This window comes from Pantoea sp. GM01 (assembly GCF_000282675.1).
Lineage (GTDB): Bacteria > Pseudomonadota > Gammaproteobacteria > Enterobacterales > Enterobacteriaceae > Pantoea > Pantoea nemavictus.
This window is the reverse complement of sequence record NZ_AKIU01000051.1, coordinates 1-23,961: the sequence shown is the minus strand read 5'-3', so window position 1 is coordinate 23,961 and position 23,961 is coordinate 1. Positions and strand designations below refer to the sequence as shown.

Genomic DNA, 23,961 nt, shown 5'->3' with positions numbered 1-23,961 from the left:
CAGCAAAGGCGACGCAGGCGCGTCACACTCACTTGTTTTCACAGGATGGTTATGACTCAGCAAACGCCTCTATTCGAACAGCATCAGGCATGTGGTGCACGCATGGTGGATTTCCACGGTTGGATGATGCCGCTGCATTACGGCTCGCAAATGGATGAGCATCACGCGGTGCGTAACGATGCCGGCATGTTTGATGTTTCCCACATGACCATCGTCGATCTACGCGGCGTACGTACCCGCGATTTTCTGCGTTATCTGTTAGCCAACGATGTCGCTAAATTGACCCAGCCGGGCAAAGCACTTTACACCGGCATGTTGAATGCCTCCGCTGGCGTCATCGATGATTTGATTGTTTACTTTATGAGCGAAGATTTCTTCCGCCTGGTGGTGAACTCCGCCACGCGTGAGAAAGATTTGGCATGGATTAAACAGCATGCACAACCGTTTGGCGTCGAGCTGACCGAGCGTGACGATCTGGCGCTGATTGCGGTGCAGGGCCCGAACGCGCAGCAAAAAGCGCAAACGCTGTTCAGTGCCGCTCAGCGTGACGCCATTGCTGGCATGAAGCCGTTCTTTGGCGTGCAGGCAGAAAACCTGTTCATCGCTACTACCGGCTACACCGGCGAAGCGGGCTACGAGATTGCAATGCCTGCCACTGAAGCTGCCGCTTTCTGGCAGCAACTGTTAGCTGCAGGCGTTAAGCCGGCGGGTCTGGGGGCGCGTGACACGCTGCGTCTGGAAGCGGGCATGAACCTGTACGGCCAGGAGATGGATGAAGGCGTGTCGCCGCTGGCTGCCAACATGGGCTGGACCATCAGTTGGGAACCTGCCGACCGCGATTTCATCGGTCGTGACGCACTGCAAGCGCAGCGCGAAAAGGGCACCGAGAAGCTGGTTGGTCTGGTGATGACCGAAAAAGGCGTGCTGCGTAACGGTTTGACTGTGCGTTTCACCGATGAACAAGGTCAGCCGCAGCAAGGTATTATTACCAGTGGCTCCTTCTCGCCAACGCTGGGTTACAGCATCGCGCTGGCACGTGTGCCTGCGGGGATTGGCGAGCAGGCGATTGTGGAAATCCGCAACCGTGAAATGCCAGTGAAAGTGACAAAACCGATTTTTGTTCGCGCCGGTAAGCCGGTCGCCCAGTAATTTTTTTCAGGAGAAATGGCCAATGAGCAATGTGCCAAGTGAATTGAAATACCGCGATAGTCACGAGTGGGTCCGTAAAGAAGCCGACGGCACCTTCACGGTAGGTATCACCGAACATGCGCAGGAACTGCTGGGCGACATGGTATTTGTCGATTTGCCAGACGTCGGCGCCTCCTTCGCGGCCGGTGATGATTGCGCGGTGGCGGAATCGGTGAAAGCCGCTTCTGACATCTATGCACCCTTAAGCGGTGAAATCGTCGAGGTGAACGATCAGCTAGGCGATTCACCGGAGCTGGTTAACAGCGCGCCGTATGCCGATGGTTGGTTGTTCCGCATCAAAGCCAGCGACGAGTCAGAACTCGACTCCATGCTGGATGCCGATGCCTACAAAGCCGCGATCGACGAGTAACCGGTAGTTGCAGAAGGTGGCGCACAGCGGCACCTTCTTTTTTATCTGCCTGACTTAACGCCATTTTTGTAACCCAGCCCGATTCAGGATTTACTGCAAATGACCCAGACTCTCAGCCAGCTCGAACATAACGGTGCTTTCATTGAGCGCCACATCGGTCCTACGCCGGAACAACAGGCCTTAATGCTGAAAGCGATTGGTGCCAGTTCGCTCTCATCATTGATTAGCTCTATCGTCCCGGCCGACATCCAGCTGCCAGGCCCGCCTGCGGTTGGCGACGCCGCGACCGAGCAGCAAGCGCTGGCAGAGCTGAAGGCCATTGCCAGTCAGAATCAACGCTACAAATCCTGGATCGGCATGGGCTACAGCGCGGTAATTACGCCGCCGGTTATCCTACGTAACATGCTGGAAAATCCGGGCTGGTACACCGCGTATACGCCGTATCAGCCAGAAGTGTCGCAGGGGCGTCTTGAAGCGCTGCTGAACTTCCAAACCCTGACGCTGGATCTGACCGGTCTGGACATCGCTTCCGCATCACTGCTGGACGAAGCCACCGCCGCTGCAGAAGCCATGGCGATGGCCAAACGTGTCAGCAAACTGAAAAACGCCACTAAATTCTTTATCGCCAATGACATCCATCCCCAGACGTTGGATGTGGTGCGCACGCGTGCCGAAACCTTTGGTTTTGAACTGATTATCGATAGCGTTGATAAAGCATTAGATCACGACGATCTGTTCGGCGTATTGCTGCAGCAGGTTGGTACGCACGGTGAAGTGCACGATTACCGTTCACTGATTGCCGAGCTGAAAAACCGCAAAGTGGTGGTGAGCGTCGCGGCAGACTTTATGGCGCTGGTGCAGTTAGAAGCGCCAGGCAAGCAGGGCGCAGATATCGTCTTTGGTTCGGCCCAGCGTTTCGGCGTGCCAATGGGTTACGGCGGACCACACGCTGCGTTCTTCGCCAGCCGCGACGAACACAAGCGCTCAATGCCTGGACGTATCATTGGCGTATCACGCGATGCCGCCGGTAACACCGCGCTGCGCATGGCGATGCAAACCCGCGAGCAGCATATTCGTCGTGAAAAAGCCAACTCCAACATCTGTACATCGCAGGTGCTGCTGGCGAATATCGCCGGTCTCTATGCGGTGTATCACGGCCCGGTTGGCCTGAAGCGCATTGCTTCCCGCATTCACCGTCTGACCAGCATTCTGGCCGCTGGCCTGCAAAATGGCGGTATGAAACTGCGCCACAACAGCTGGTTCGATACGCTGACGGTAGAAGTCGCTGATAAAGCAGCGGTGCTGAACCGTGCACTGAGCTTTGGCGTCAATCTGCGCAGTGACATCCATAATGCCGTGGGCATTACGCTGGATGAAACCACCGCGCGTGAAGACGTGCTGGCGCTGTTCGCCATCCTGCTGGGCGATGCGCATGGCCAGGATATTGATGCACTGGATACAGCAGTTGCGGCGGAAAACAGTGCCATCCCAACCGGTCAGGTGCGTGAGAGCGCCTTCCTGACGCATCCGGTGTTCAATCGTCATCACAGCGAAACTGAGATGATGCGTTATATGCACAGCCTGGAGAAAAAGGATCTGGCGCTGAACCAGGCGATGATCCCACTCGGCTCGTGCACCATGAAGCTCAACGCCGCGGCGGAAATGATTCCGATCACCTGGCCAGAATTTGCTGAGCTGCATCCGTTCTGCCCGGCTGAGCAGGCGTCGGGTTACCTGCAGATGATTGCTCAGCTGTCGCAATGGCTGGTACAGCTAACCGGCTACGACGCGCTGTGCATGCAGCCAAACTCCGGCGCGCAGGGGGAATATGCGGGTCTGTTGGCGATTCGTCGTTACCACGAAAGCCGCAATGAAGGCGGCCGCAATGTTTGCCTGATTCCAAGCTCGGCACACGGGACCAACCCGGCGTCTGCACAAATGGCCGGTATGTCCGTTGTGGTGGTGGCATGCGATAAACAAGGCAACATCGACCTCGGCGATCTGCGTGAGAAAGCCGCACAGGTCGGCGAGCAGCTGTCGTGCATCATGGTGACTTACCCGTCAACACACGGCGTTTACGAAGAGACCATTCGCGAAGTGTGCCAGATTGTGCATCAGCACGGCGGCCAGGTGTATCTTGACGGCGCGAACATGAATGCGCAGGTGGGAATCACCACGCCAGGTTACATCGGCGCGGATGTCTCGCACCTCAACCTGCATAAAACCTTCTGTATCCCGCACGGCGGCGGCGGTCCAGGCATGGGGCCAATCGGCGTGAAAGCGCACCTGGCGCCGTTTGTTCCGGGCCACAGCGTGGTACAAATTGATGGCGTACTGACGCAGCAGGGCGCGGTTTCTGCGGCACCTTTCGGCAGCGCCTCGATTCTGCCAATCAGCTGGATGTATATCCGCATGATGGGCGCGGAAGGCCTGAAGCAAGCGAGTTCAGTAGCGATTTTGAACGCCAACTACATCGCCAGCCGTCTGCAATCGGCTTATCCCATTCTCTATGCTGGCCGCGATGGTCGCGTGGCACACGAATGTATTCTCGACATTCGTCCGCTGAAAGAGCAAACCGGCATTAGCGAATTGGATATCGCCAAGCGTCTGATCGATTACGGTTTCCACGCCCCAACCATGTCATTCCCGGTAGCGGGCACGCTGATGGTTGAGCCAACGGAATCGGAAAGCAAAATCGAGCTGGATCGCTTTATTGATGCGATGCTGGCAATCCGCATGGAGATCGACCGCGTAGCCGATGGCGAATGGCCGCTGGAAGATAACCCTCTGGTTAACGCGCCGCACACGCAGACGGAAATCGTCGGCGACTGGGCACATCCTTACACCCGCGAGCTGGCGGTGTTCCCGGCAGGCAGCGCTAACAAATACTGGCCGACCGTTAAACGTCTGGACGATGTATTTGGTGACCGCAACGTGTTCTGTTCGTGTGTACCCATGAGCGAATACCAGTAATTTAGCCGTCATACTATGAGCCTTAGCGGCGTTGGCTGCGCTCATTCACCCCGGTCACTTACCGAAGTAAGCTTCCGGGGATGAACGAGTTCACCGCCTTGCTGCAGCGCAAATTATTTAGGCTAAAGTTATGGGGAGTATTTATGGAAAGGGCCGATTATTCGGCCCTTTTTTTTGGAGGCAAAAATGGATCTGGCTTTGGTAACGGGCGGCAGTCGCGGGATTGGACGTGCAACCGCCTTATTGCTGGCGCAGGCTGGTTATCGGGTAGCGATTAACTTTCGCCAGCGTGTAGCTGAAGCGGCTGCGGTAGTGACAGAAATTGAAGCGCAGGGCGGAAGCGCCTTTGCGCTGCAGGCCGATATCGCTGATGAGGCACAGGTGATGCGCATGTTTGCCCAACTGGATGAGCAAGCCGGCGCGCTGCGGGTGCTGGTGAATAATGCCGGCATTTTGTTTACTCAATGTCGGGTAGAAGAGTTAGATGCCGAGCGAATTCAGCGCGTGTTCGCCACCAACGTCACCGGCACCTTTATTTGCTGCCGCGAGGCGGTAAAACGCATGGGTACGCATCATGGCGGAAAAGGTGGCGCCATCGTCAATGTATCATCCGCCGCGTCACGTCTCGGTGCGCCGGGTGAGTATGTGGATTACGCCGCGTCAAAAGGGGCGATGGATACGCTAACTAAAGGCTTATCGCTGGAAGTGGCGGCGCACGGAATCCGCGTTAACAGCGTGCGACCGGGCCTGATTTATACCGAAATGCACGCCGATGGCGGCGAAGCGGGCCGAGTGGATCGTCTTGCCAGCGCGTTGCCGATGGGGCGTGGCGGCCAGGCTGAAGAGATAGCCGAAGCGATTGTCTGGCTGGCGAGCGATGCTGCGTCGTACGTGACGGGCACCTTTATTGACGCCGCTGGCGGCAGATAAGTAACCTGCTCGGCACAAATGCCGATCCAAAAAAACAGCCCAATATTCCTGTATCGACAAAACCATATCTGAATATCGTAGGGTCGCCATTGATGGCGACCGATGTCAGTCAATGCAGCCAAAATTGAGTCCAAGCCGTTCACACCCGCTGACAGATTTATTTTAGCGTACATGTGTACACTGAAATTTATCTTCGTTACTCTGATTGCTCAGAAATAGCACACTCGCTTTTTCCGTTGTTCAGGAATCCCCTTCATGGCACAAAACCGAATTATGGCCCAGGGCTATTCATTGGCTGAAGAGATCGCCAATAGTATTAGTCACGGAATTGGCTGCATTTTCGGCATCATCGGCCTGGTGCTAATGCTGACCCAAGCCGTTGAATCTCAAGCTAACCTTACCGCAATTACCAGTTACAGTTTGTACGGCGGCAGCATCATTTTGCTGTATCTCGCTTCAACTCTTTATCACGCTATTCCACATCAGAAAGCCAAATATTGGCTGAAGAAATTTGACCATTGCGCCATCTACGTGTTGATTGCGGGCACCTACACGCCATTTTTGCTGGTCGGGCTCAATTCGCCGCTGGCACAAGGTTTGATGGCGGTGATCTGGGGCCTGGCGCTGATGGGCATCCTGTTCAAAATCGCCTTTGCCCACCGCTTTGAAGCGCTGTCGCTGGTGACCTATCTCGGTATGGGATGGTTGTCATTGGTGGTGATTTATCAACTGGCGATTAAGCTGTCGCCGGGCGGGATTTGGCTGCTGGCAGCCGGAGGGGTTGTCTACTCGCTCGGCGTGATTTTTTACGTCTCGCGCCGTATTCCATACAGTCACGCCATCTGGCATGGCTTCGTGCTGGGCGGCAGCGTGCTGCACTTCTGCGCTATCTATTTTTATGTGATGTAGCTTGTGGTCCCGGTCGCCCTGAATGGCGCCCCTACAATAGAACCGCGCGGATTTCGTCGGGTGCGCATTCAGGCGCACCCGGATTAACACAGCGGCAATCAATCAGCCAATGAATACGGCAGTGGCTGAATCGTCAGTTGGCCACTTTCGTCACCTTCCACGCGCAGTACGCTATCCGGTTCCAGATCGTTGTTCATCACCACCTGCACCCACACATTACCATCATCCAGCTGCACGCCACTCAAGACTGTGCCGGTGCGGCGCCACTTATCGCCCATCTGCAGCTCAAGTGAACCACCCACTTCCGGCACTTTGCTGGCTTTGCCTGCCAGCCAGTAAAGCGCACGTTTGTTCGCACCGCGGAATTTGGCGCGCGCCACCATCTCCTGGCCGGTGTAACAGCCTTTTTTAAAGCTGATGGCATCCAGCGCCTGCAGGTTAGTGGCTTGTGGAATCAGTTGCGCGCTGGTGGTGCTTTCAATCACTGGAATGCCAGCTTCGATATCCAGCGCCAGCCATTGCAGGCTGTCGTTGAACTGCGCTTCCCCCGCCAGGTTCTCTTTCAACACATTCGCTTGCTCTGGCGTCGTCACCAGCATGAAACGCTCAGCAGGATGTGCAAACCACAGCAGCGTACTCTCGCCGTGCTGTACAACCGGTGTTTCCGCATCGGGCAGGGTGCTGAAAAGATTGGCCAGCGCGGCGCGCGCCTGAAAACCGGCGACGCCCAGCAGTACCGCATCATCATCGGCCACGATGGTCACTTTGGCGAACACCGCGTATTTCTTCAGTTCGGTAAGCTGCTGCTCACGCAGATTACGACGCACCGTGTAAGCGTAACCTTCGCCGCGATGGAACAGGCGAATATTGCTCCACATTTTGCCTTTGGCGTCGCAGTGCGCGGCCGGGCGATGTTGCGTTGCGCCCATGGCGGCGACGTCCAACGTTAACTGACCTTGCAGATAAGACGTGCTGTCGTTGCCCTGCACCTTAACCAACGCCCATTCGTCGAGCGAAATCAGGGTTAAAGGCAGGCGTGACGAAGCAGCGGGCTGGCGGGGTGGAAGGGTAAAAATCGACATATGTCTTTCCTGATTAATGAGGTAATAGGTAGCAATGGTAAAAGAGCAGTGCGGCTTTGCAACCTGTTTACTGAATCTGGCGCACAAATCGCGTGATGTCCTTTGCAAATCAGGGGCCGTAACGCCGTGACATTGCACAGGGATAAGCACAGCGCCTGCAGCGAGAAAAAAAAGCAGGTACACTGAGCCCCACTGTTTTTAGCCATGGAATGAGAGACATGGAAATTAATGACAAAGCCCGCGTCCAGTGGGCGTGCCGTCGCGGCATGCTGGAGCTGGATATCGCTATCATGCCGTTTTTCAAATACGAATATGATTCGCTGAACGATACCGATAAGCAGGTGTTTATTGCCCTGCTGAAGAGTGACGATCCGGACCTGTTCAACTGGTTGATGAATCACGGCGAACCGGTGGATCCCGAGTTCAAACGTATGGTGAAACTGATTCAGCAGCGCAACCGTGAACGCGGTCCGGTGGCAATGTAATTTGCGGGCGTCACCCAGTGCGCGCGCGCTGAATGTGACGCTGTCGCTGCTGTGTGCCGGTTTGCTGCTGAGCCTGAGTTGGCCAGACGAATGGGCGTGGGGCAAAGCGGCCATCTTATTGTTACTGCTGGCGGAGTGCTGGCGTAACGAACGGCGCTTAGTGCAGCGCGTGGGTTGCCTGACGCTGGACGTAAAGGGCGATTGGCTGTGGCGCGGCGTGCGCTGGCAAGCCCAACGTAAAGCGGATTGGCTGCCGTATGGCGTGTTGCTGGTATTGCGTAATCAGCAGGGGAAACGCTGGCGGCTGTGGTTGATGCACGACAGCCTGCCGCCCGGTGAATGGCGCACGCTGCGCGCCTGCTGTTTTCTGCGTGATGGGCAAACGCTGCCTTAAAGCAGCGCCGCGGTTTCGGTCAGAATCTGTTCGCACCACTGTTCGACGCGCTCATCGCTCAGGTCGAACTGGTTCACATCATCAAGCGCTAAACCAACGAACTGCGAGCCGTCAGCGGTCAGCGGTTTTTTACTGGTGAACTCGTAGCCTTCCAGCGGCCAGTAGCCGACAAACTGCACGCCCATCGGCTGCAGCAATTCGTGCAACATGCCTAGCGCATCGAGAAACCATTCGGCGTACTCGCCCTGATCGCCCATGCCATATAGCGCCACGATTTTACCGCGCAGATTCAGTGCCGGGATTTGCGGCCAAATCGCTTCCCAATCTTCCTGCAGCTCACCAAAATCCCACGTTGGAATCCCGAGGATCAGCAGATCGTACTGCTCCATCAGCGACGGATCGTCATCTTTCAGATTGTGCAGCGTGACTAACTCTTCGCCGATAAAGTCGCGAATCTTCTCCGCCGTCATCTCGGTGTAACAGGTACTGGAACCGTAAAATAGACCAATATTCATGCAATTAATGCTCTGACTGAAACTGACTCGGGGGCAATTGTACCAGAAGCAGGCTACATTCAGGCATAATGAGCACGATTTCACACGGCGGAGATAACAGTGCAGGACAGCGATCTGATCGAACAGTTTCTCGATGCGCTTTGGATTGAACGTAATCTGGCGCAGAACACGCTCGCCTCCTACCGGCAAGATCTCCAGACGCTCACCGGCTGGCTGCATCATCACGATCGCACGCTGCTAACGCTGGAAGCGCTTGATTTGCAGCAGTTTCTCGCCGAGCGCGTTGAGGGCGGCTATAAGGCCACCAGCTCGGCGCGCACCCTCAGCGCCATCCGCCGCCTTTGCCAATATCTCTATCGGGAAAAAGTGCGCAGCGACGATCCCAGCGCGCTGCTTGCCGCACCAAAGCTGCCGCAGCGTCTGCCGAAAGATCTCAGCGAGAATCAGGTCGAGCGCCTGCTGCAGGCGCCGAGTATTGATGTACCACTCGAACTGCGTGACAAAGCGATGCTGGAGCTGCTGTACGCCACCGGATTGCGCGTCACGGAACTGGTCGGGCTAACCATCAGCGATATTAGCCTGCGCCAGGGCGTGGTGCGCGTAATCGGTAAAGGCAACAAAGAGCGCCTTGTGCCGTTAGGTGAAGAAGCGGTTTACTGGATTGAATACTATATGGAACATGGCCGACCGTGGTTGCTGAATGGGCAAACGCTGGACGTCATGTTCCCCAGCCAGCGCGCGCAGCAAATGACGCGGCAGACCTTCTGGCATCGCATTAAACACTATGCGACCCTTGCCGGTATCGATAGCGAAAAACTGTCGCCGCACGTGCTGCGCCACGCATTTGCCACACATTTACTGAACCACGGCGCCGATTTACGCGTCGTACAGATGTTGCTGGGCCACAGCGACCTTTCGACTACGCAAATTTATACGCACGTCGCTACCGAGCGTCTGCGTCTGTTACATCAACAGCATCATCCGCGCGCTTGAGTTGCGGTAACAAGGATTTAAGATGAAAAAGCAGCTTACGATGCTGGCTCTGCTGGTCAGTGCATTCACTGGATTGGCACACGCCGATGACAATGCCATTCAGCAAACCCTGAAGAAAATTGGGCTGCAGCAGGCGGAAATCCAGCCGTCACCGCTGCCAGGCATTAAAACCGTGCTGACCGAAAGCGGCGTGCTGTACGTTTCCGAAGACGGCAAACATATGATTCAGGGCCCGCTGTATGATGTCAGCGGCAGCCAGCCGGTCAACGTCACCAACCAGCTGCTGGACAAAAAAGTCAGCGCGCTGGCGCCAGACATGATTGTCTACAAAGCGCCGAAAGAGCAGCACGTAATCACCGTGTTCACCGACATCACCTGCGGCTACTGCCGCAAGCTGCATGAGCAGATGGCGGACTACAACGCGCTTGGCATCACCGTGCGCTATCTCGCCTTCCCGCGTGAAGGTCTGAACGGCCAGGTGGAAAAAGCCATGCGCGCCATCTGGTGCAGCGCCGATCGTAAAAAAGCCTTTGATGCCGCGATGAAAGGCGATGCGCCGCAGATGGATGCGCCGGCTACCTGCAAAATCAATATTGAGCAGCAGTACAAACTCGGCATCCTGTTTGGGATTCAGGGCACGCCAGCCATTCTTACCGATAGCGGCATGATGATTCCTGGCTATCAGGGACCGCAAGAGCTGAAGCAAGTGCTCGACGGTCAGAAGCGTGGCGGTTAACGCACAGTGATGCACTCTGTTGAACTGCGTCGGCGTGAAGCCGAGGCCGACGCCAGCCTACCCGCTGATTTACCGCCCTTGCTGCGTCGTTTATATCTGCAGCGCGGCGTTAAAGACGCGCAGGAGCTGGAGCGCGGCGCCAAACACTTGCTACCGTGGCAAACGCTGGGGGGGATTGAAGCCGCAGTAACGCTGCTGCATCAGATGCTGCAAGCGGGCAAGCGCATAGTGGTGGTGGGCGATTTCGATGCCGATGGCGCCACCAGTACGGCGTTAACCGTGCTGGCGTTGCGCAGCCTGGGCGGCAACGTTGATTATTTGGTGCCGAACCGCTTCGAAGATGGCTACGGATTAAGTCCGGAAGTGGTCGAGCAGGCCAAAGCGCGCGGTGCGGAGATGATCCTCACCGTCGATAACGGCATCTCTTCGCATGCCGGTGTTGATACCGCACATCAGCATGGTATTCCGGTGCTGGTTACCGATCACCATCTGCCGGGCGAAACCTTGCCTGCCGCCGAAGCGATTGTGAACCCCAATCTTCATGACAGCGCATTTCCTTCGCGCTCGCTGGCGGGTGTCGGCGTTGCCTTCTATCTGATGCTGGCGCTGCGTGCGCATCTGCGTCAGCAAAACTGGTTTAGCGATGGCCGCGCGGAGCCGAACCTGGCGGAACTGCTCGATCTGGTGGCGCTGGGTACGGTGGCGGATGTGGTGCCGCTGGATGCCAATAATCGCATTCTGGTGTGGCAAGGCTTAAGTCGCATCCGCGCGGGCAAATGCCGCGCCGGTATCCGCGCGCTGCTGGAGATCGCCAACCGCGATGCCCGCCAGCTCGCCGCCAGCGATCTGGGCTTTGCCGTCGGTCCGCGCCTCAACGCCGCCGGTCGCCTGGATGATATGTCGGTCGGCGTGGCGCTGCTGCTCACCGAGGATATTTCCCAGGCACGCATGCTGGCTAATGAACTTGATGCGCTCAATCAGACGCGTAAAGAGATTGAGCAGGGCATGAAGAGCGAAGCGCTGGCGCTGTGTGATGAACTGGAGCGTCAGCACACCGATCTGCCGCTGGGCCTGGCGTTCTACCATCCGGAGTGGCATCAGGGCGTGGTGGGCATCCTCGCGTCGCGACTCAAAGAGCGTTTCCATCGTCCGGTGATCGCCTTCGCACCCGCCGGTGACGGCACGCTGAAGGGCTCCGGTCGCTCGATCGCCGGTTTGCATCTGCGCGATGCGCTGGAGCGTCTCGATACGCTCTACCCCGGCATGATGATCAAGTTTGGTGGCCACGCCATGGCGGCCGGTTTGTCACTGCAAAGCGAAAAGTATGAGCAATTTCGTGAGCGTTTTGCCGCACTGATTGATGAGTGGCTGGATGGTGAAGCGTTGCAGGGCGTGATTTGGTCTGATGGCGAGCTGCACGCGCAGGAGTTTACGCTGCACACCGCTGAGATGCTGCGCGAAGCCGGTCCGTGGGGCCAGGCGTTCCCGGAACCGGTGTTTGATGGCAAGTTCAAGCTATTGCAACAGCGGCTGGTGGGCGAGCGCCATTTAAAAGTGATGGTCGAGCCGCTCGGTGGCGGCCCGCTATTAGATGGCATTGCCTTCAACGTGGATACCACGCTGTGGCCAGACAGCAGCGTGCGTCAGGTGCAGCTGGCCTATAAGCTGGATATTAACGAGTACCGCGGCAACCGTTCAGTACAGTTGATCATTGATCACATCTGGCCGATGTAGGTTGCATCAGTTGCATCGCGCAATGAATTGCGCCGCTACAAGATTTGCACGTATTTGTAGCGGCGCGTTTTATCGCGCTCTTTTGACCTTCATAGCGCTTTTCAGAAACTCACATCCACGCCGCCGCGCAGCACTTTCTCGTCACCATGATCGGCGAAGTGCTGATCGGCACGCAAGAACAGCCGCGCGCGCGCCGCTTGCACCACGTCCAACCGTACGCCTAACCACTGCGAACGGCGATCGAGCTGCATGCCGGGAATCTGGAAGCTGTTCTGTTCAGCGCCAAAACCGCTCCAGCGCGCGCTGACATCCATTGACGGATTGTTGAGCGCGTACTGATATTCGCCATACAGACTCAACATGCTCCACCAATTCGCCGACCAATCCTGTTGTGCGCTGAGATTCAAGCCGCTGTAACCGACGCTGCGATGATAGCTATCGCCGTCGCCGCTCAAGCCGAACGCGCTGCCTTTATCGGTAAACGCGCCGGTTTCCAGCCCGGTTTCACGCCAGCCGAGATACGGTTCAAGGCGATAGTTATCCTCAATCGTCCAGCGATAGCCGCTTTGCAGCGCCGCCTGCCAGCTGTTGCTGCTGGTGGTGGATGAGACCGGTGCGGCCTCATCCAGCAGCACCAAACGTTTTAACTCATCGCGGCCGTGTTGATAGCTAAGATTGCCCTGCAGATACCATGCCGGCGTCAGGTCGTAACGACCATACAGCATGGCGCCCTGCAGGCGGTTGCGGCTGGTGCCGCCGGTTTGATCGTATGTTGAATCGATCTGATTCTGCGTCCAGGCCACACCCACGCGCAGACCTGAAATGCCCAAATCACTGTCCACGCCTAAGGCCGTCAAAGTATTGCGATAATCGCTGCCGAGATAGCCATCCTGATTGAGCGAACCGCGTAGTTGGCCGCTCTCCAGCCAGAATCCGTAACGCTTATCGGCGCTGGCATCGGCGATGCGGTTGCTCAGCAGACGCGTTTGATAATCCAGCGCATTAAACAGCACCGCGTTGCTGGAGGCGTGCGCCTGGCCGGAAAGCGAATTGAGAGCAGATTGCGCGCTGCTGGCATCGGCCAGCGTCTGGAATGCACCAGCGGCACCCAGCGCACTCTGCTGTGAGCGGCTGAGCGAACCCTGTTGCTGCCAGTTATCCGCCACGCTGAATGCCTGCTCCAGATTGGCCGCCGTTTGCTGCGTGCTGGAAGCGCTTAAGCCGAGTGCCGCCGCAGTAGCAGCGGTATTTTTGCGAGTAAGCTGGCCGCTAACGCTAGTGGCGTTATAGCTGACGGAACCCTCAAGGAATACGCCGGTGTTCACCTGGCTGAACTGCCCGCTGACGCCCGCATTGCTGGTCAGCAGCGTCTCCTGCTGTTTCACCACATAGGCCGATGAGGGCGGCGCAAGATTCAGCGTGCCGTCCAGCGTCGAGTGGCCTGCGACGCGCAGCGGACTATCCAGCGCGATATTCAGCGCGCCGTTGCTGCCTTGCTGATAATCGCCTTGTACCTGTAAGCCGCCGTTAACCGAGCCCTGATTTAGCAGGCTGCCGCCAATCACGCCGCTGCCGCCCAAGGTGCCGCTGCCGCTGACGCTGGCACTTCCGGCGATAGCCCCCGCAATCAGCAAGGTGTTGGCTGCGACGCGCGTCTGGCCGAGATAGCTGTTATTCGCAGTTAACTGCAGTACGCCGCCACGCTCTGTGCCGTCCAGCACTAATCCATGGTCGCCGCTAATTGCATTGGAAAACTGATAACGACCGCCATCGAGGCTGGCATGAAAATCATCGGCCCAGAACATCGCCGGACCGTTCAGCGCTTTGGCCTGGTTGAGATCGCCCCAGCCGAAGGTGTCGTTGTAAGGTCGCCCGTTGGCGCTATCCGCCACGTTCGCGTAGGCATCGCTGCGGTAACTGGCGGTCGTCAGCAGGGTTTGCTGCAGGTTGTAGCCGCTCATCCACGGAAAGCGCTGTAACACCTGCGAGGCCGCCGCTGCGGCACGTGGTGCAGCAAACGAGGTGCCGTAGCTACGCACGTTTGACCCGCTGCCATCGGCATTTTGGAAGCGATAATCGGTATAACCGGGCGCACTCAGACACCAGGCCGCAGCATTGCCGCAGGCATCAAACGGGCCGGTTAATGGAGCGCGATTTGCCGTGTCATACGAAGTGCTGTCCATCACGCCGGTGACGGCCAGCATGTTTTTTTGCAGCGTACTCTCCTGATAAATCAGCGGTAGCTGGGCATTAGGGGAAGGGGTTGAGGTACCACCGTTGCCAGTGATCACTACCGCCAGACCGTCAGCGGCGGCAATAGCGCGCAGGCTTTGCACCAGCACCTGATAGCGCGGCTGTGCATCAGTTAACGCCTGCGCCGTGGTCAGGCGCTCGGTTGAGGCAAACGACATATTGAAAACGCGCACGCCCTGACTCAGCAGGCCGTTAACCGCGCGCTCGGTGTCATCATAGTTAAACAGATTATTCTGCGATCCCTGAGCCACATACAGCGCGCTGCTGGATGACAAACCCAGCAGCGTCAGCGCCACCACCGTGCCGTGACCGTTAATCCCCTGATTATCATTTAAGCCGGAGCCACCGCCGACATAGCTGGCGAAATGCACGTTGGCGTAGTTGATTTCGCTGCGATCCGGCGACAATCCCGAATCAATAATGCCCACTTTGCTGGCATTAGCTGCACTGCTGGGCTGATCCGGCGGTTTAGGCGTGCCGGTGGTGGGTGAGGGGGCTGAACTGCCGCCGCCTCCACCGCCGCCACAGGCGGCGAGTAACAAGGGAATTAACCATGCAAGTAAGCGTGGTGAAGTGCGCAAACCGGTATACATCAATGCTCCTTCATGTCTCTCAGGACATGTCGTGCCCGCTCACGTTAACGGGCGCTGATTACGGTGTCGTTCCTTGTCGGGGCGGCGCGTTCCTGGCGGGCGTGGTGACAAACGATCGGGACGGTAGTGATGCTGGATAGGGGATAGTCACTGAGCAAAATGATAAAGGCGGACGCACAAATCGATGGTCGAAGTATCAGCTGCTTAATGGCGTTATTTGAGACGCTTCTGCTTTATTGCAGGAAATTTCTCACGCAGTATTTTTGATGAAATTGCCTTAAAAATCATGATCTTTAATGAATGCATTCGGCATTAACTATCCGGGATTTATACGAAATTTCTTAAACGATGTCTGAAGCTGTTGGGCCAGCGGAGGATTTTTGGAAAGGGTCATGCGGTGAGCTTTCCAGAAGTGGGCGAACTTTTTTTCTTTTCGCTGACAGATACCTTCGTCAGCCGCGTGCAATGCTACAAAGTACGCACACTTTCGGGTAAACTAGCGCGTTAGTTTTTATCTCCTTTCACCGAATCGTCAAAAAAGACTGAAAAGCCATGTTTGAAATTAATCCGGTCAAAAATCGTATTCAGGACCTCAGTGAGCGCAGCGACGTTCTTCGGGGGTATCTTTGACTACGATGCCAAGAAAGAACGCCTTGAAGAAGTAAACGCCGAGCTGGAACAGCCTGACGTCTGGAACGAACCTGAGCGCGCACAAGCGCTGGGTAAAGAACGCGCTTCCCTGGAAGCGGTGGTAGAAACCTTAGATCACATGCGTCAGGGCCTGGAAGATGTGCAGGGCTTGCTGGATCTGGCGGTAGAAGCCGACGACGAAGAGACCTTCAACGAAGCCGTGGCCGAGCTGGATGCACTGGAAGTGAAGCTGGGCGAACTGGAGTTCCGTCGTATGTTCTCCGGCGAATATGACAGCGCTGACTGCTACATGGATATTCAGGCCGGTTCCGGCGGCACCGAAGCGCAGGATTGGGCCAGCATGCTGCTGCGTATGTATCTGCGCTGGGCCGAAGCCAAAGGCTACAAAACCGAAATCATCGAAGAGTCAGACGGTGAAGTGGCCGGAACCAAATCCGCCACCATTAAAATCATCGGCGACTACGCGTTTGGCTGGCTGCGTACCGAAACCGGCGTGCACCGCCTGGTACGTAAGAGCCCGTTCGATTCCGGTGGCCGTCGTCATACCTCATTCAGTTCGGTGTTTATCTACCCGGAAGTGGATGACAACATCGATATCGATATCAACCCCGCCGATCTGCGTATCGACGTTTACCGTGCCTCCGGTGCGGGCGGCCAGCACGTCAACAAAACCGAGTCTGCGGTGCGTATTACCCACTTGCCGACCAACATTGTGGTGCAGTGCCAGAACGACCGTTCACAGCACAAGAACAAAGATCAGGCCTTCAAGCAGTTACGCGCCAAGCTGTACGAATATGAGATGCATAAGAAAAACGCGGACAAGCAGGCAGCGGAAGATAACAAGTCTGATATCGGCTGGGGCAGCCAGATCCGTTCTTATGTTCTCGACGATTCACGCATCAAGGATCTGCGCACCGGCGTAGAGACCCGCAACACCCAGGCGGTGTTGGATGGCGATATCGATCGTTTTATTGAAGCAAGTTTAAAAGCAGGGCTATAAGGAACCGACATGTCTGAACAACAACCGCAGAGCGCTGATGCCGCCCTTGAGTTAAATAACGAACTGAAAGCGCGTCGCGAAAAACTCAACGCGCTGCGTGAAAAAGGCGTGGCGTTCCCTAACGATTTCCGCCGTGATACCACGTCAGATCTGCTGCACGCCAGCTATGACGCCAAAGAGAACGAAGAGCTGGAAGCGCTCGGCGTCGAAGTGAGCGTGGCGGGTCGTATGATGACGCGCCGCATCATGGGTAAAGCGTCTTTCGCTACCCTGCAGGATGTTGGCGGCCAGATTCAGATCTACGTATCACGCGACGATCTGCCAGAAGGCGTCTACAACGAGCAGTTTAAGAAGTGGGACCTTGGCGATATCCTCGGTGCGCGCGGCAAGCTGTTCAAAACCAAAACCGGTGAGCTGTCGATCCACATCTCTGAGCTGCGTCTGCTGACCAAAGCGCTGCGTCCGCTGCCGGATAAATTCCACGGCCTGGCCGATCAGGAAACCCGTTATCGTCAGCGTTATCTTGATCTGATCTCCAACGACGAATCGCGTAACACTTTCAAAGTACGCTCAAAAATCATGGCCGGCATTCGCCAGTTCATGGTTAACCGCGACTTTATGGAAGTGGAAACTCCGATGATGCAGGTGATTCCTGGCGGTGCTTCTGCGCGTCCGTTCATCACCCATCACAATGCGCTCGACATCGATATGTACCTGCGTATTGCGCCAGAACTGTATCTGAAGCGTCTGGTGGTAGGCGGTTTTGATCGCGTGTTCGAGATCAACCGTAACTTCCGTAACGAAGGTATTTCACCGCGTCATAACCCAGAGTTCACCATGATGGAACTCTATATGGCGTATGCGGATTACAAAGATCTGATCGAGCTGACCGAAAGCCTGTTCCGTACTCTGGCGCAGGATGTTTTGGGCACCACCGAAGTGCCGTATGGCGATCACAGCTTCGATTTCGGTAAGCCGTTCGAGAAGCTCACCATGCGTGAAGCGATCAAGAAATACCGTCCGGAAACCGACCTGAGCGATCTGGAAGACTTCGATAAAGCGGTGGCGATTGCCAAATCGCTGCATATCAAAGTTGAGAAGAGCTGGGGCCTGGGCCGCGTGGTCACGGAGATCTTCGAAGAGACCGCCGAAGCACACCTGATTCAGCCAACCTTCATCACTGAATATCCGGCTGAGGTTTCCCCGCTGGCGCGTCGTAACGACGAGAACCCGGAAATCACCGATCGTTTCGAGTTCTTCATCGGCGGCCGTGAAATCGGTAACGGCTTCTCGGAGCTGAACGATGCAGAAGATCAGGCTGAGCGTTTCCTGCAGCAGGTGAATGCGAAAGATGCCGGTGATGACGAAGCGATGTTCTACGACGAAGACTACGTAACCGCGCTGGAGCACGGTTTGCCGCCAACCGCAGGTTTGGGTATTGGTATTGACCGTATGGTGATGTTGTTTACCAACAGCCACACCATCCGCGACGTAATCCTGTTCCCGGCACTGCGCCCGACCGGTAAGTAATTCGGCGTCGCTGTCCCCCATCCTGGTCGGTGCCTGCTGTCCCCCTCCTCGGTCCTCCCCCACAAGTGGGGGAGGAAGATGCTGCCACATGTTAGTTCTGAGTTGCATGTGGCAGCGTCTCCTTCCCCCGCTTGCGGGGGAAGGCCGGGATGGGGGACAGCCAGCACAGACCGAGTAGTGAGACAGCCAGCACAGACCGAGTAGTGAGACAGCCAGCACACTCCCCCCAACACAAAATTCCTGATGACAACCCGGCACGCTCTGTGCAGGATGGTTTTTTTCATTTTCAGGGAATCACCATGAGTGCAAAAGCGGCAACGTTAGAGGGCCGGATTCGTCAGCACTGGGATCAACTCTCCAGCCATGAACAGCGCTTAGCCGATGTGCTTCTTGCCGCACCTGGCCAGTTAGCCATGAATACCGCCACCGAACTGGCGCACAGCGCCGGCGTCTCGAAAGCCACCACCACGCGTTTCTTCCGCCATCTTGGCTATGAAAGCTATGAAGCCGCACGTCGCCAGGCGCGTGAGATGCAGAGCAGCGGATCGCCGCTCTATCTGCAACCGGCGCCCAGCGCATCACCGCTGGCCAGCATCATGCAGCAGCACCTGGAAAAAGAGATCGCCAACCTGGTCAACAGCTATCGCACGCTGGATAGCGAACAGCTGCAGCAAGCGGTTACCGCCATCAGCGCGGCGCGGCGCGTGGTGGTGATGGGCTGGCGCCACAGCCAAACCATCGCCCATTTGATCTACCGCGACCTGATCCATATTCATTCCGATGTCCGTCTGCTGCCGCGTCCCGGCGATTCGCTGGCGGAGCATATGGCGGCGCTGACGGCGGAAGATGTGGTGATTTGCGTCGGTCTGCGGCGACGCATGCCGGCGCTGGAAGCGGCAATGAACGCGCTGGCCGAGCGCAATGTCCCAATGCTGTATATCGCCGATGTGCTCTCCGGCAAACCGGTGCGCCACGCGCAATGGGTGATCCGCTGCCACACCGACAGCAGCCTGATCTTCGACAGCACCGCCGCGCTCTCTGGCGTATGCAATCTGCTCTGTTCATTGGTGGCCCGACAAATGGGTAAAGCCAGCAACGATCATCTCGCGCAAATTGAAGCGCTGCACCAATCCCTCGACGAGCTTGAATAGTGCGCCGTGCTGGCGCATTTTGCGCCAGAAGTCGCCCCAAAACAGTGCAATCCTGCCAACTCTCTCTCCAGCAATAGCCGCCGTCCCACTTGTCAGTGAAACCTAAGAAATTAAAAATAAAATCTAAGAAACAATTGTTTCCAGTTGATTTTATTCACTAAAGATTGACCTGGCGTAATGCACTCTGCGTAGTGGTGAAAAAACTGGCACAAAACATGCTCAGTAGAAAAAGACATTTCACCAACACCAGGGAAACACCATAATGAAAAAAACAGCACTGCTGATCGCCGCACTTCTTTCCGTTGGCACCATGGCGCAGGCGCAAGCCGATACGCTGGCCGACATCAAAAGCAGCGGCAAAATTACCGTCGGTATCGATCCAACCTTTCCTCCCTATGAATACACCGATGACAAAGGTGAGATCACCGGCTACAGCGTGGCGATCATGCAATCCTTTGCAAAAGATCTCGGTGTGAAACTGGAGTTTCAGAAAACTGCCTTCAGCGGCATTTTGCCGGGGCTGATCTCTGGCTCGTTCAACGCCGAAGGTTCCTCCCTTAACGTCACTGCTGAACGCGCGAAGAAAGTGCTGTTCACCGTGCCGTACAGCAAAACCGTTAACGGCGTGCTGGTGCGTGAAGACGCAGCCAAAGCGTTCAGTGGCAAAACCCTCAGTCCGGAAAGCTTGTCAGGCCTGCGTGGCGCGGTGAAAACCGCCAGCGTGCCGGAGCAGTTGCTGAAAGGCTTTAACGAGCAGCTTAAGAAAGAGGGCAAAAAACCGATCACCATCATTAACGTTGATTCGCTGGATCAAACCGTCAGCACGCTGATGACTAAACGCGCCGATTTCGTCTATGACGACATCTCGGTACTGGCGCCAGTAGCGAAAAAATACGCCGGTAAAGTGGCGCAGGTGGGCGAAGTCGGCCCGTCGCAGTGGATGGGTTGGGCGACGCGTAAAGAAGATGGCAGCCTGAACCAGGCGATTAGCGCGCATATCCTGGCGATGCAGAAAGAGGGCGAGCTGACCAAACTGCAGCAGCAGTATCTCGGCACCACCTTCACCGTACCCGCCAGCGACTTCATTCCGCAGGAGTAATTATGTGCCAGTCCAACCTGACGGTGCCCGCCGGCTTTGGCAAAACCTTCCGCGTGCGCAAAGGCCAGTTCATTACCGTAATTGATAGCGAAGGGCAGCAGGCGGCCGATTTCGTCGCGGTAAACGCCGACGATCTCAACGAGAAGCTGTCGCCGGTCCATACGCGCCAGCAGCTGCGTTCGCTGTTCTTCAAACCCGGCGATGCGCTGTGGTCGAGTGAAAACCGCCCGATGCTGCGCATTCTTGCCGACAGCATCGGCATTCACGATGCCAACGTACCGGCGTGCGATCGCACCCGTTTCAGCGTCGATTTCGGCGTAGAAGGGCATCGCAACTGCGTTGACAACCTGCTGGAGGGGATGAAGGCATTTGGCGTGACCTACTTCTCGCTGCCGGAACCGTTCAACCTGTTCCAGAACGGCCCGGTCACCGCCGATGGCCGCATGGAAGTCACCGATCCCAACAGCGTTGCGGGCGATAGCATCACCTTTGAAGCGCTGTGCGACCTGATCTGCTCGGTGTCATCCTGCCCGCAGGACATCATTCCCGGTAACGGCCTGCAGGTGACGCCAATTGACATCGTGGTCAGCGACCATTTTCACGCTCAGGAGATGAATCATGCTGTTAATGCGTGAAAGTTATGAAGAAACCGCCGTGCGCACGCTGGCTGAACCGGTGCAGGTTGCGGCGGGCAGCGTGGGTTCGATTCGCGTGCTGCGCGGTCAGCTACTGCGCATCACCGCGCTGGGCGAAGGTGCCGTTGCGTCGCTGTTTGGCTTTAGCCTTGCCGATTCCGCCGTATGGTTGTCGGTGCACCATACGCGGGTGTTCAGCAACAGTTATCTGCTGGGTTCCGGTATGCGTCTGGTGAATAACCGTCGCCGTCCGATGATGGTGCTGGGCAAAGACAGCGTAAAGCGTCACGACCTGCTGCTACCGGCGTCTACCACCGCGTTTCTCGCCGAGCGCGGCTATCAGGGCGAAGGTTGCGTTGAGGGTGTGCGCGGCGAGCTGGCGCGTCTTGGTCGGGTGGTGCCGAAGCTGCCGGATCCGATCAACTTGTTTATGCACGTCAAGCTCACGCGCGAGGGCGATATTCTGCCGGAAACCAATCAGACCAAAGCCGGCGACAGCATTACCTGTCGCGTGGTGATGGATACGGAATTCATCGTCTCCGCCTGCAACACCGGCATTGAGGGTAACGATAAGCCCGCGCCGCTGCTGCTGTCGGTGGCGGAAAACCTGCACGACTTTAACGCGGAGTAACGCATGGGGCTGGATCAACAGGTGGTAGCCGCGCTGCCGGAACTCGGACGCGGACTGCTAATGACGCTGGTGCTGACCGTGCTGGCGTCGTTAGTCAGCGTGGTAATGGGGCAGCTCGGCTGCTACCTGCAGCTGCGCCGAGCCTGGATCTGGCGCGCCATCGGCCGCGGCTACGTCAGTGTGATGCGAGGCACGCCAGCGATCGTGCAGCTGTTTGTGGTGTTTTTCACGCTGCCACGGCTGGGATTGGGTGGGCAGCCGATGCTGGCGGCGGTAATTGCCATCGGCCTCAACAGCGGCGCATACGTGGCGGAAATCCTGCGCGTTAATCGCAGCCTGGTGACGCGCGGCCAGCTTGAAGCCGCGCGCACGCTGGGGTTGAGCCGTTTTCTCAGCTGGTGGTATGTGATTAATCCCCAGGTGATGCGCGCCAGCCTGCCGATGCTGGTCAATGAATTCACCATTCTGCTGAAAACCACGCCGCTGGCCTCGGTGGTGGCGCTGACCGAACTGACCTATGCCGGACAGATCGTCATCGCCCGCACCTATGAAGCCACTCAGGTGTTGCTGCTGGTGGCGGCGGGTTACCTGTTAATCGCCATGCCGTTGATTGCCGCGGCGCGGCGTCTGGAAGCGAAACGGAGGATGGCGTAATGGATTGGCAGGCAATTACCACCTCGTTACCGTCGCTGGCTGACGGCCTGGTCGCTACCCTGCAGCTCTGTCTGGTGGCGGCGCTCTGTTCGCTGCTGTGGGGCGCGCTGCTGGCCGTACTGCTGATGCGCGCCTCGCCGTTCTGGCTGCGTTTGCTCAATATTTACAGCGGCTTAACCCTCGCGCTGCCGCTGCTGGTGGTGATCTATCTGCTCTATTTTGTGCTGCCGGAATATGACATCACGCTGTCGTCGCCGGTGGTGGGCGTGCTGGCGCTAACGCTCTACTACGCGCCCTATATCGCGCAGGTGATCCGCTCAGCCATTGATGCGCTGCCGAAAGGGCAGTGGGAAGCGTGCCGCGTGCTCGGCTTAAGCCGTAGCGAACAGCTGCGTGATGTGGTGCTGCCGCAAACCCTACCGCAGATGTTATCGCCGCTGGTGGGGCTGATGATCGGTTTGATTAAAGACTCGGCGCTGCTGTCGATTGTCTCGGTGCAGGAGTTTATGTACGCCGCCAAACAGGCGATTTCGGATACCTACGCGCCGCTGGAGATCTATCTCACCGTGGCGCTCTGTTACTGGCTGCTCAACAGCGCGATCGACTGGCTGGCGCGCGGCCTTGAATCTCGCATGACGCGCTATCGTCGCGCCATGCAGCACTAATCTGGAGAACAACATGTCAGCGGAATTTCAGCATCGTGAAGTGATAACTATCCCGGCGCGCTTTGGTAAAGCGGTGCGACTGAAGAAGGGTGAAGCGGTACAGGTGATCAACCTGCACGGCACCCAGGTGGTGGATTGCTGGGCGTATAACGCTGAGGATGTGAGTGAATATATGTGTATGGAGGCGACGCGGGTGTGGAATCAGCGTCTCAATCCGAAAGTGGGCGACAGCTTTATTACCAGCCAGCGCCACCCGATTTTGACGCTGGTGGCGGATACCTCGCCGGGCGTGCACGACACCTTTATGGCCGCCTGCGATGCGCGGCGTTATGAGTTGCTGGGTTGCACTGAACCGCATCGCAACTGCCATGACAACCTGTTTGAAGGCATGAGCGAGCTGGGCGTGACGCTGCCGCACGGCAATCTGGCATCGTTTAATATTTTTATGAATATTCAGGTGCAGCCGGACGGCATCACGCTGAAGACGCTGCCGGTGGTGACTAAGCCGGGCGACTATATAGTGCTGCGCGCCGAGATGGATTGTTTGGTGGCGTTCTCCGCCTGCCCGCAGGATATCGTCAGCATTCAGGGGCAGGGCGACAACACGCCGCGCGATGCTGAACTGCGTATTCTGACCGATGGCTTCCCGCAGGTGCAGCTGCAGGGTGCGTGGGTTCCGGCTTGACTGTGCATGCTGTCCCCCATCCCGGCCTTCCCCCATAAATGGGGGAAGGAGACGCTGCCACATGCAGCTCCCCAACTATCATATTGCAGCATCTTCCTCCCCCAT

22 protein-coding genes are annotated in these 23,961 nt (G+C 56.9%); 19 read left to right on the top strand and 3 right to left on the bottom strand.

Annotation, left to right across the window (positions count from 1 at the left end; translation table 11 throughout):
- The first annotated feature begins 51 nt into the window (after positions 1-51).
- The 5 genes from gcvT to PMI17_RS14990 all read left to right on the top strand — a co-directional run bounded on the left by gcvT (position 52) and on the right by PMI17_RS14990 (position 6,370).
- Positions 52-1,149, top strand: coding sequence for a glycine cleavage system aminomethyltransferase GcvT (gcvT, locus tag PMI17_RS15010; RefSeq protein ID WP_007890283.1), 1,098 nt, complete (start codon positions 52-54; stop codon positions 1,147-1,149).
- A 22-nt stretch (positions 1,150-1,171) separates the two neighbouring features.
- Positions 1,172-1,558, top strand: coding sequence for a glycine cleavage system protein GcvH (gene gcvH, locus PMI17_RS15005; protein ID WP_007890282.1), 387 nt, complete (start codon positions 1,172-1,174; stop codon positions 1,556-1,558).
- A gap of 99 nt (positions 1,559-1,657) precedes the next feature.
- Positions 1,658-4,531 (top strand): aminomethyl-transferring glycine dehydrogenase, encoded by a 2,874-nt coding sequence (gene gcvP / locus PMI17_RS15000; RefSeq protein WP_007890281.1) that lies wholly within the window; start codon positions 1,658-1,660, stop codon positions 4,529-4,531.
- Positions 4,532-4,717: 186 nt separating this feature from the next.
- Positions 4,718-5,461 carry an SDR family oxidoreductase gene (locus PMI17_RS14995; RefSeq protein WP_007890280.1) on the top strand — a complete coding sequence of 248 codons (744 nt, stop codon included), beginning with the start codon at positions 4,718-4,720 and terminating at the stop codon, positions 5,459-5,461.
- A gap of 255 nt (positions 5,462-5,716) precedes the next feature.
- Complete coding sequence (locus PMI17_RS14990) at positions 5,717-6,370, top strand: hemolysin III family protein (RefSeq protein WP_007890279.1); 654 nt, start codon at positions 5,717-5,719, stop codon at positions 6,368-6,370.
- Positions 6,371-6,468: 98 nt separating this feature from the next.
- Here the strand turns inward: PMI17_RS14990 and ygfZ are convergent, their stop codons facing one another.
- Positions 6,469-7,452, bottom strand: a complete 984-nt coding sequence (gene ygfZ, locus PMI17_RS14985) for a tRNA-modifying protein YgfZ (RefSeq protein WP_007890278.1) — start codon at positions 7,450-7,452, stop codon at positions 6,469-6,471.
- Positions 7,453-7,670: 218 nt separating this feature from the next.
- Here ygfZ and sdhE point away from each other — a divergent pair, with 218 nt between their 5' ends.
- Together sdhE and PMI17_RS14975 are read left to right on the top strand one after the other, a co-directional pair.
- Positions 7,671-7,937 carry an FAD assembly factor SdhE gene (gene sdhE, locus PMI17_RS14980; RefSeq protein WP_007890277.1) on the top strand — a complete coding sequence of 89 codons (267 nt, stop codon included), beginning with the start codon at positions 7,671-7,673 and terminating at the stop codon, positions 7,935-7,937.
- Position 7,938: 1 nt separating this feature from the next.
- Positions 7,939-8,331: a protein YgfX gene (locus PMI17_RS14975; protein ID WP_191322097.1), complete on the top strand. Its 393-nt coding sequence runs from the start codon at positions 7,939-7,941 to the stop codon at positions 8,329-8,331.
- Here the strand turns inward: PMI17_RS14975 and fldB are convergent.
- Positions 8,328-8,846 carry a flavodoxin FldB gene (gene fldB / locus PMI17_RS14970; RefSeq protein ID WP_007890275.1) on the bottom strand — a complete coding sequence of 173 codons (519 nt, stop codon included), beginning with the start codon at positions 8,844-8,846 and terminating at the stop codon, positions 8,328-8,330. The genes PMI17_RS14975 and fldB overlap by 4 nt on opposite strands.
- A 99-nt stretch (positions 8,847-8,945) precedes the next feature.
- Here fldB and xerD point away from each other — a divergent pair, with 99 nt between their 5' ends.
- Genes xerD through recJ form a run of 3 tightly spaced genes read left to right on the top strand, consistent with a single transcriptional unit; the run spans position 8,946 to position 12,309 of the window.
- Positions 8,946-9,839: a site-specific tyrosine recombinase XerD gene (xerD, locus tag PMI17_RS14965; protein ID WP_007890274.1), complete on the top strand. Its 894-nt coding sequence runs from the start codon at positions 8,946-8,948 to the stop codon at positions 9,837-9,839.
- A 22-nt stretch (positions 9,840-9,861) separates the two neighbouring features.
- Positions 9,862-10,575: a bifunctional protein-disulfide isomerase/oxidoreductase DsbC gene (gene dsbC, locus PMI17_RS14960; protein WP_007890273.1), complete on the top strand. Its 714-nt coding sequence runs from the start codon at positions 9,862-9,864 to the stop codon at positions 10,573-10,575.
- A 9-nt stretch (positions 10,576-10,584) separates the two neighbouring features.
- Positions 10,585-12,309 carry a single-stranded-DNA-specific exonuclease RecJ gene (gene recJ / locus PMI17_RS14955; protein ID WP_007890272.1) on the top strand — a complete coding sequence of 575 codons (1,725 nt, stop codon included), beginning with the start codon at positions 10,585-10,587 and terminating at the stop codon, positions 12,307-12,309.
- 101 nt (positions 12,310-12,410) lie between these two features.
- Here recJ and PMI17_RS14950 read toward each other — a convergent pair whose 3' ends face one another.
- Complete coding sequence (locus PMI17_RS14950) at positions 12,411-15,155, bottom strand: autotransporter domain-containing protein (RefSeq protein WP_007890271.1); 2,745 nt, start codon at positions 15,153-15,155, stop codon at positions 12,411-12,413.
- Positions 15,156-15,707: 552 nt separating this feature from the next.
- On the opposite strand from PMI17_RS14950, the gene prfB reads away from it, so the two are divergent.
- The 9 genes from prfB (at position 15,708) to PMI17_RS14905 (ending at position 23,856) form a co-directional block, all read left to right on the top strand.
- Positions 15,708-16,806, top strand: a protein-coding gene (gene prfB, locus PMI17_RS14945) for a peptide chain release factor 2 (RefSeq protein WP_157178887.1) whose coding sequence is annotated in 2 segments (ribosomal slippage) — positions 15,708-15,782 and positions 15,784-16,806 — 1,098 coding nt in all. Because the reading frame shifts where the segments join, the coding sequence is not laid out codon by codon here.
- A 9-nt stretch (positions 16,807-16,815) separates the two neighbouring features.
- On the top strand, positions 16,816-18,336 hold the full coding sequence (lysS, locus tag PMI17_RS14940) for a lysine--tRNA ligase (protein WP_007890269.1): 1,521 nt from the start codon (positions 16,816-16,818) through the stop codon (positions 18,334-18,336).
- Positions 18,337-18,635: 299 nt separating this feature from the next.
- The gene (locus PMI17_RS14935; RefSeq protein ID WP_007890268.1) at positions 18,636-19,487 is read left to right on the top strand and encodes a MurR/RpiR family transcriptional regulator; all 852 of its coding nucleotides are present in this window, start codon (positions 18,636-18,638) and stop codon (positions 19,485-19,487) included.
- Between the two features lie 262 nt (positions 19,488-19,749).
- Positions 19,750-20,586: a transporter substrate-binding domain-containing protein gene (locus PMI17_RS14930; protein ID WP_007890267.1), complete on the top strand. Its 837-nt coding sequence runs from the start codon at positions 19,750-19,752 to the stop codon at positions 20,584-20,586.
- A 2-nt stretch (positions 20,587-20,588) separates the two neighbouring features.
- Complete coding sequence (locus PMI17_RS14925) at positions 20,589-21,221, top strand: DUF1989 domain-containing protein (protein WP_007890266.1); 633 nt, start codon at positions 20,589-20,591, stop codon at positions 21,219-21,221.
- Positions 21,205-21,852: an urea carboxylase-associated family protein gene (locus PMI17_RS14920; protein WP_007890265.1), complete on the top strand. Its 648-nt coding sequence runs from the start codon at positions 21,205-21,207 to the stop codon at positions 21,850-21,852. Before PMI17_RS14925 ends, PMI17_RS14920 begins: the two co-directional genes overlap by 17 nt.
- Before the next feature lie 3 nt (positions 21,853-21,855).
- A complete protein-coding gene (locus PMI17_RS14915; RefSeq protein WP_007890264.1) occupies positions 21,856-22,506 on the top strand; it encodes an amino acid ABC transporter permease in 651 nt (216 codons plus the stop codon).
- Positions 22,506-23,171 carry an amino acid ABC transporter permease gene (locus PMI17_RS14910; RefSeq protein ID WP_007890263.1) on the top strand — a complete coding sequence of 222 codons (666 nt, stop codon included), beginning with the start codon at positions 22,506-22,508 and terminating at the stop codon, positions 23,169-23,171. Before PMI17_RS14915 ends, PMI17_RS14910 begins: the two co-directional genes overlap by 1 nt.
- Positions 23,172-23,184: 13 nt before the next feature.
- Complete coding sequence (locus tag PMI17_RS14905) at positions 23,185-23,856, top strand: DUF1989 domain-containing protein (protein WP_007890262.1); 672 nt, start codon at positions 23,185-23,187, stop codon at positions 23,854-23,856.
- The last annotated feature ends 105 nt before the right edge of the window (positions 23,857-23,961 follow it).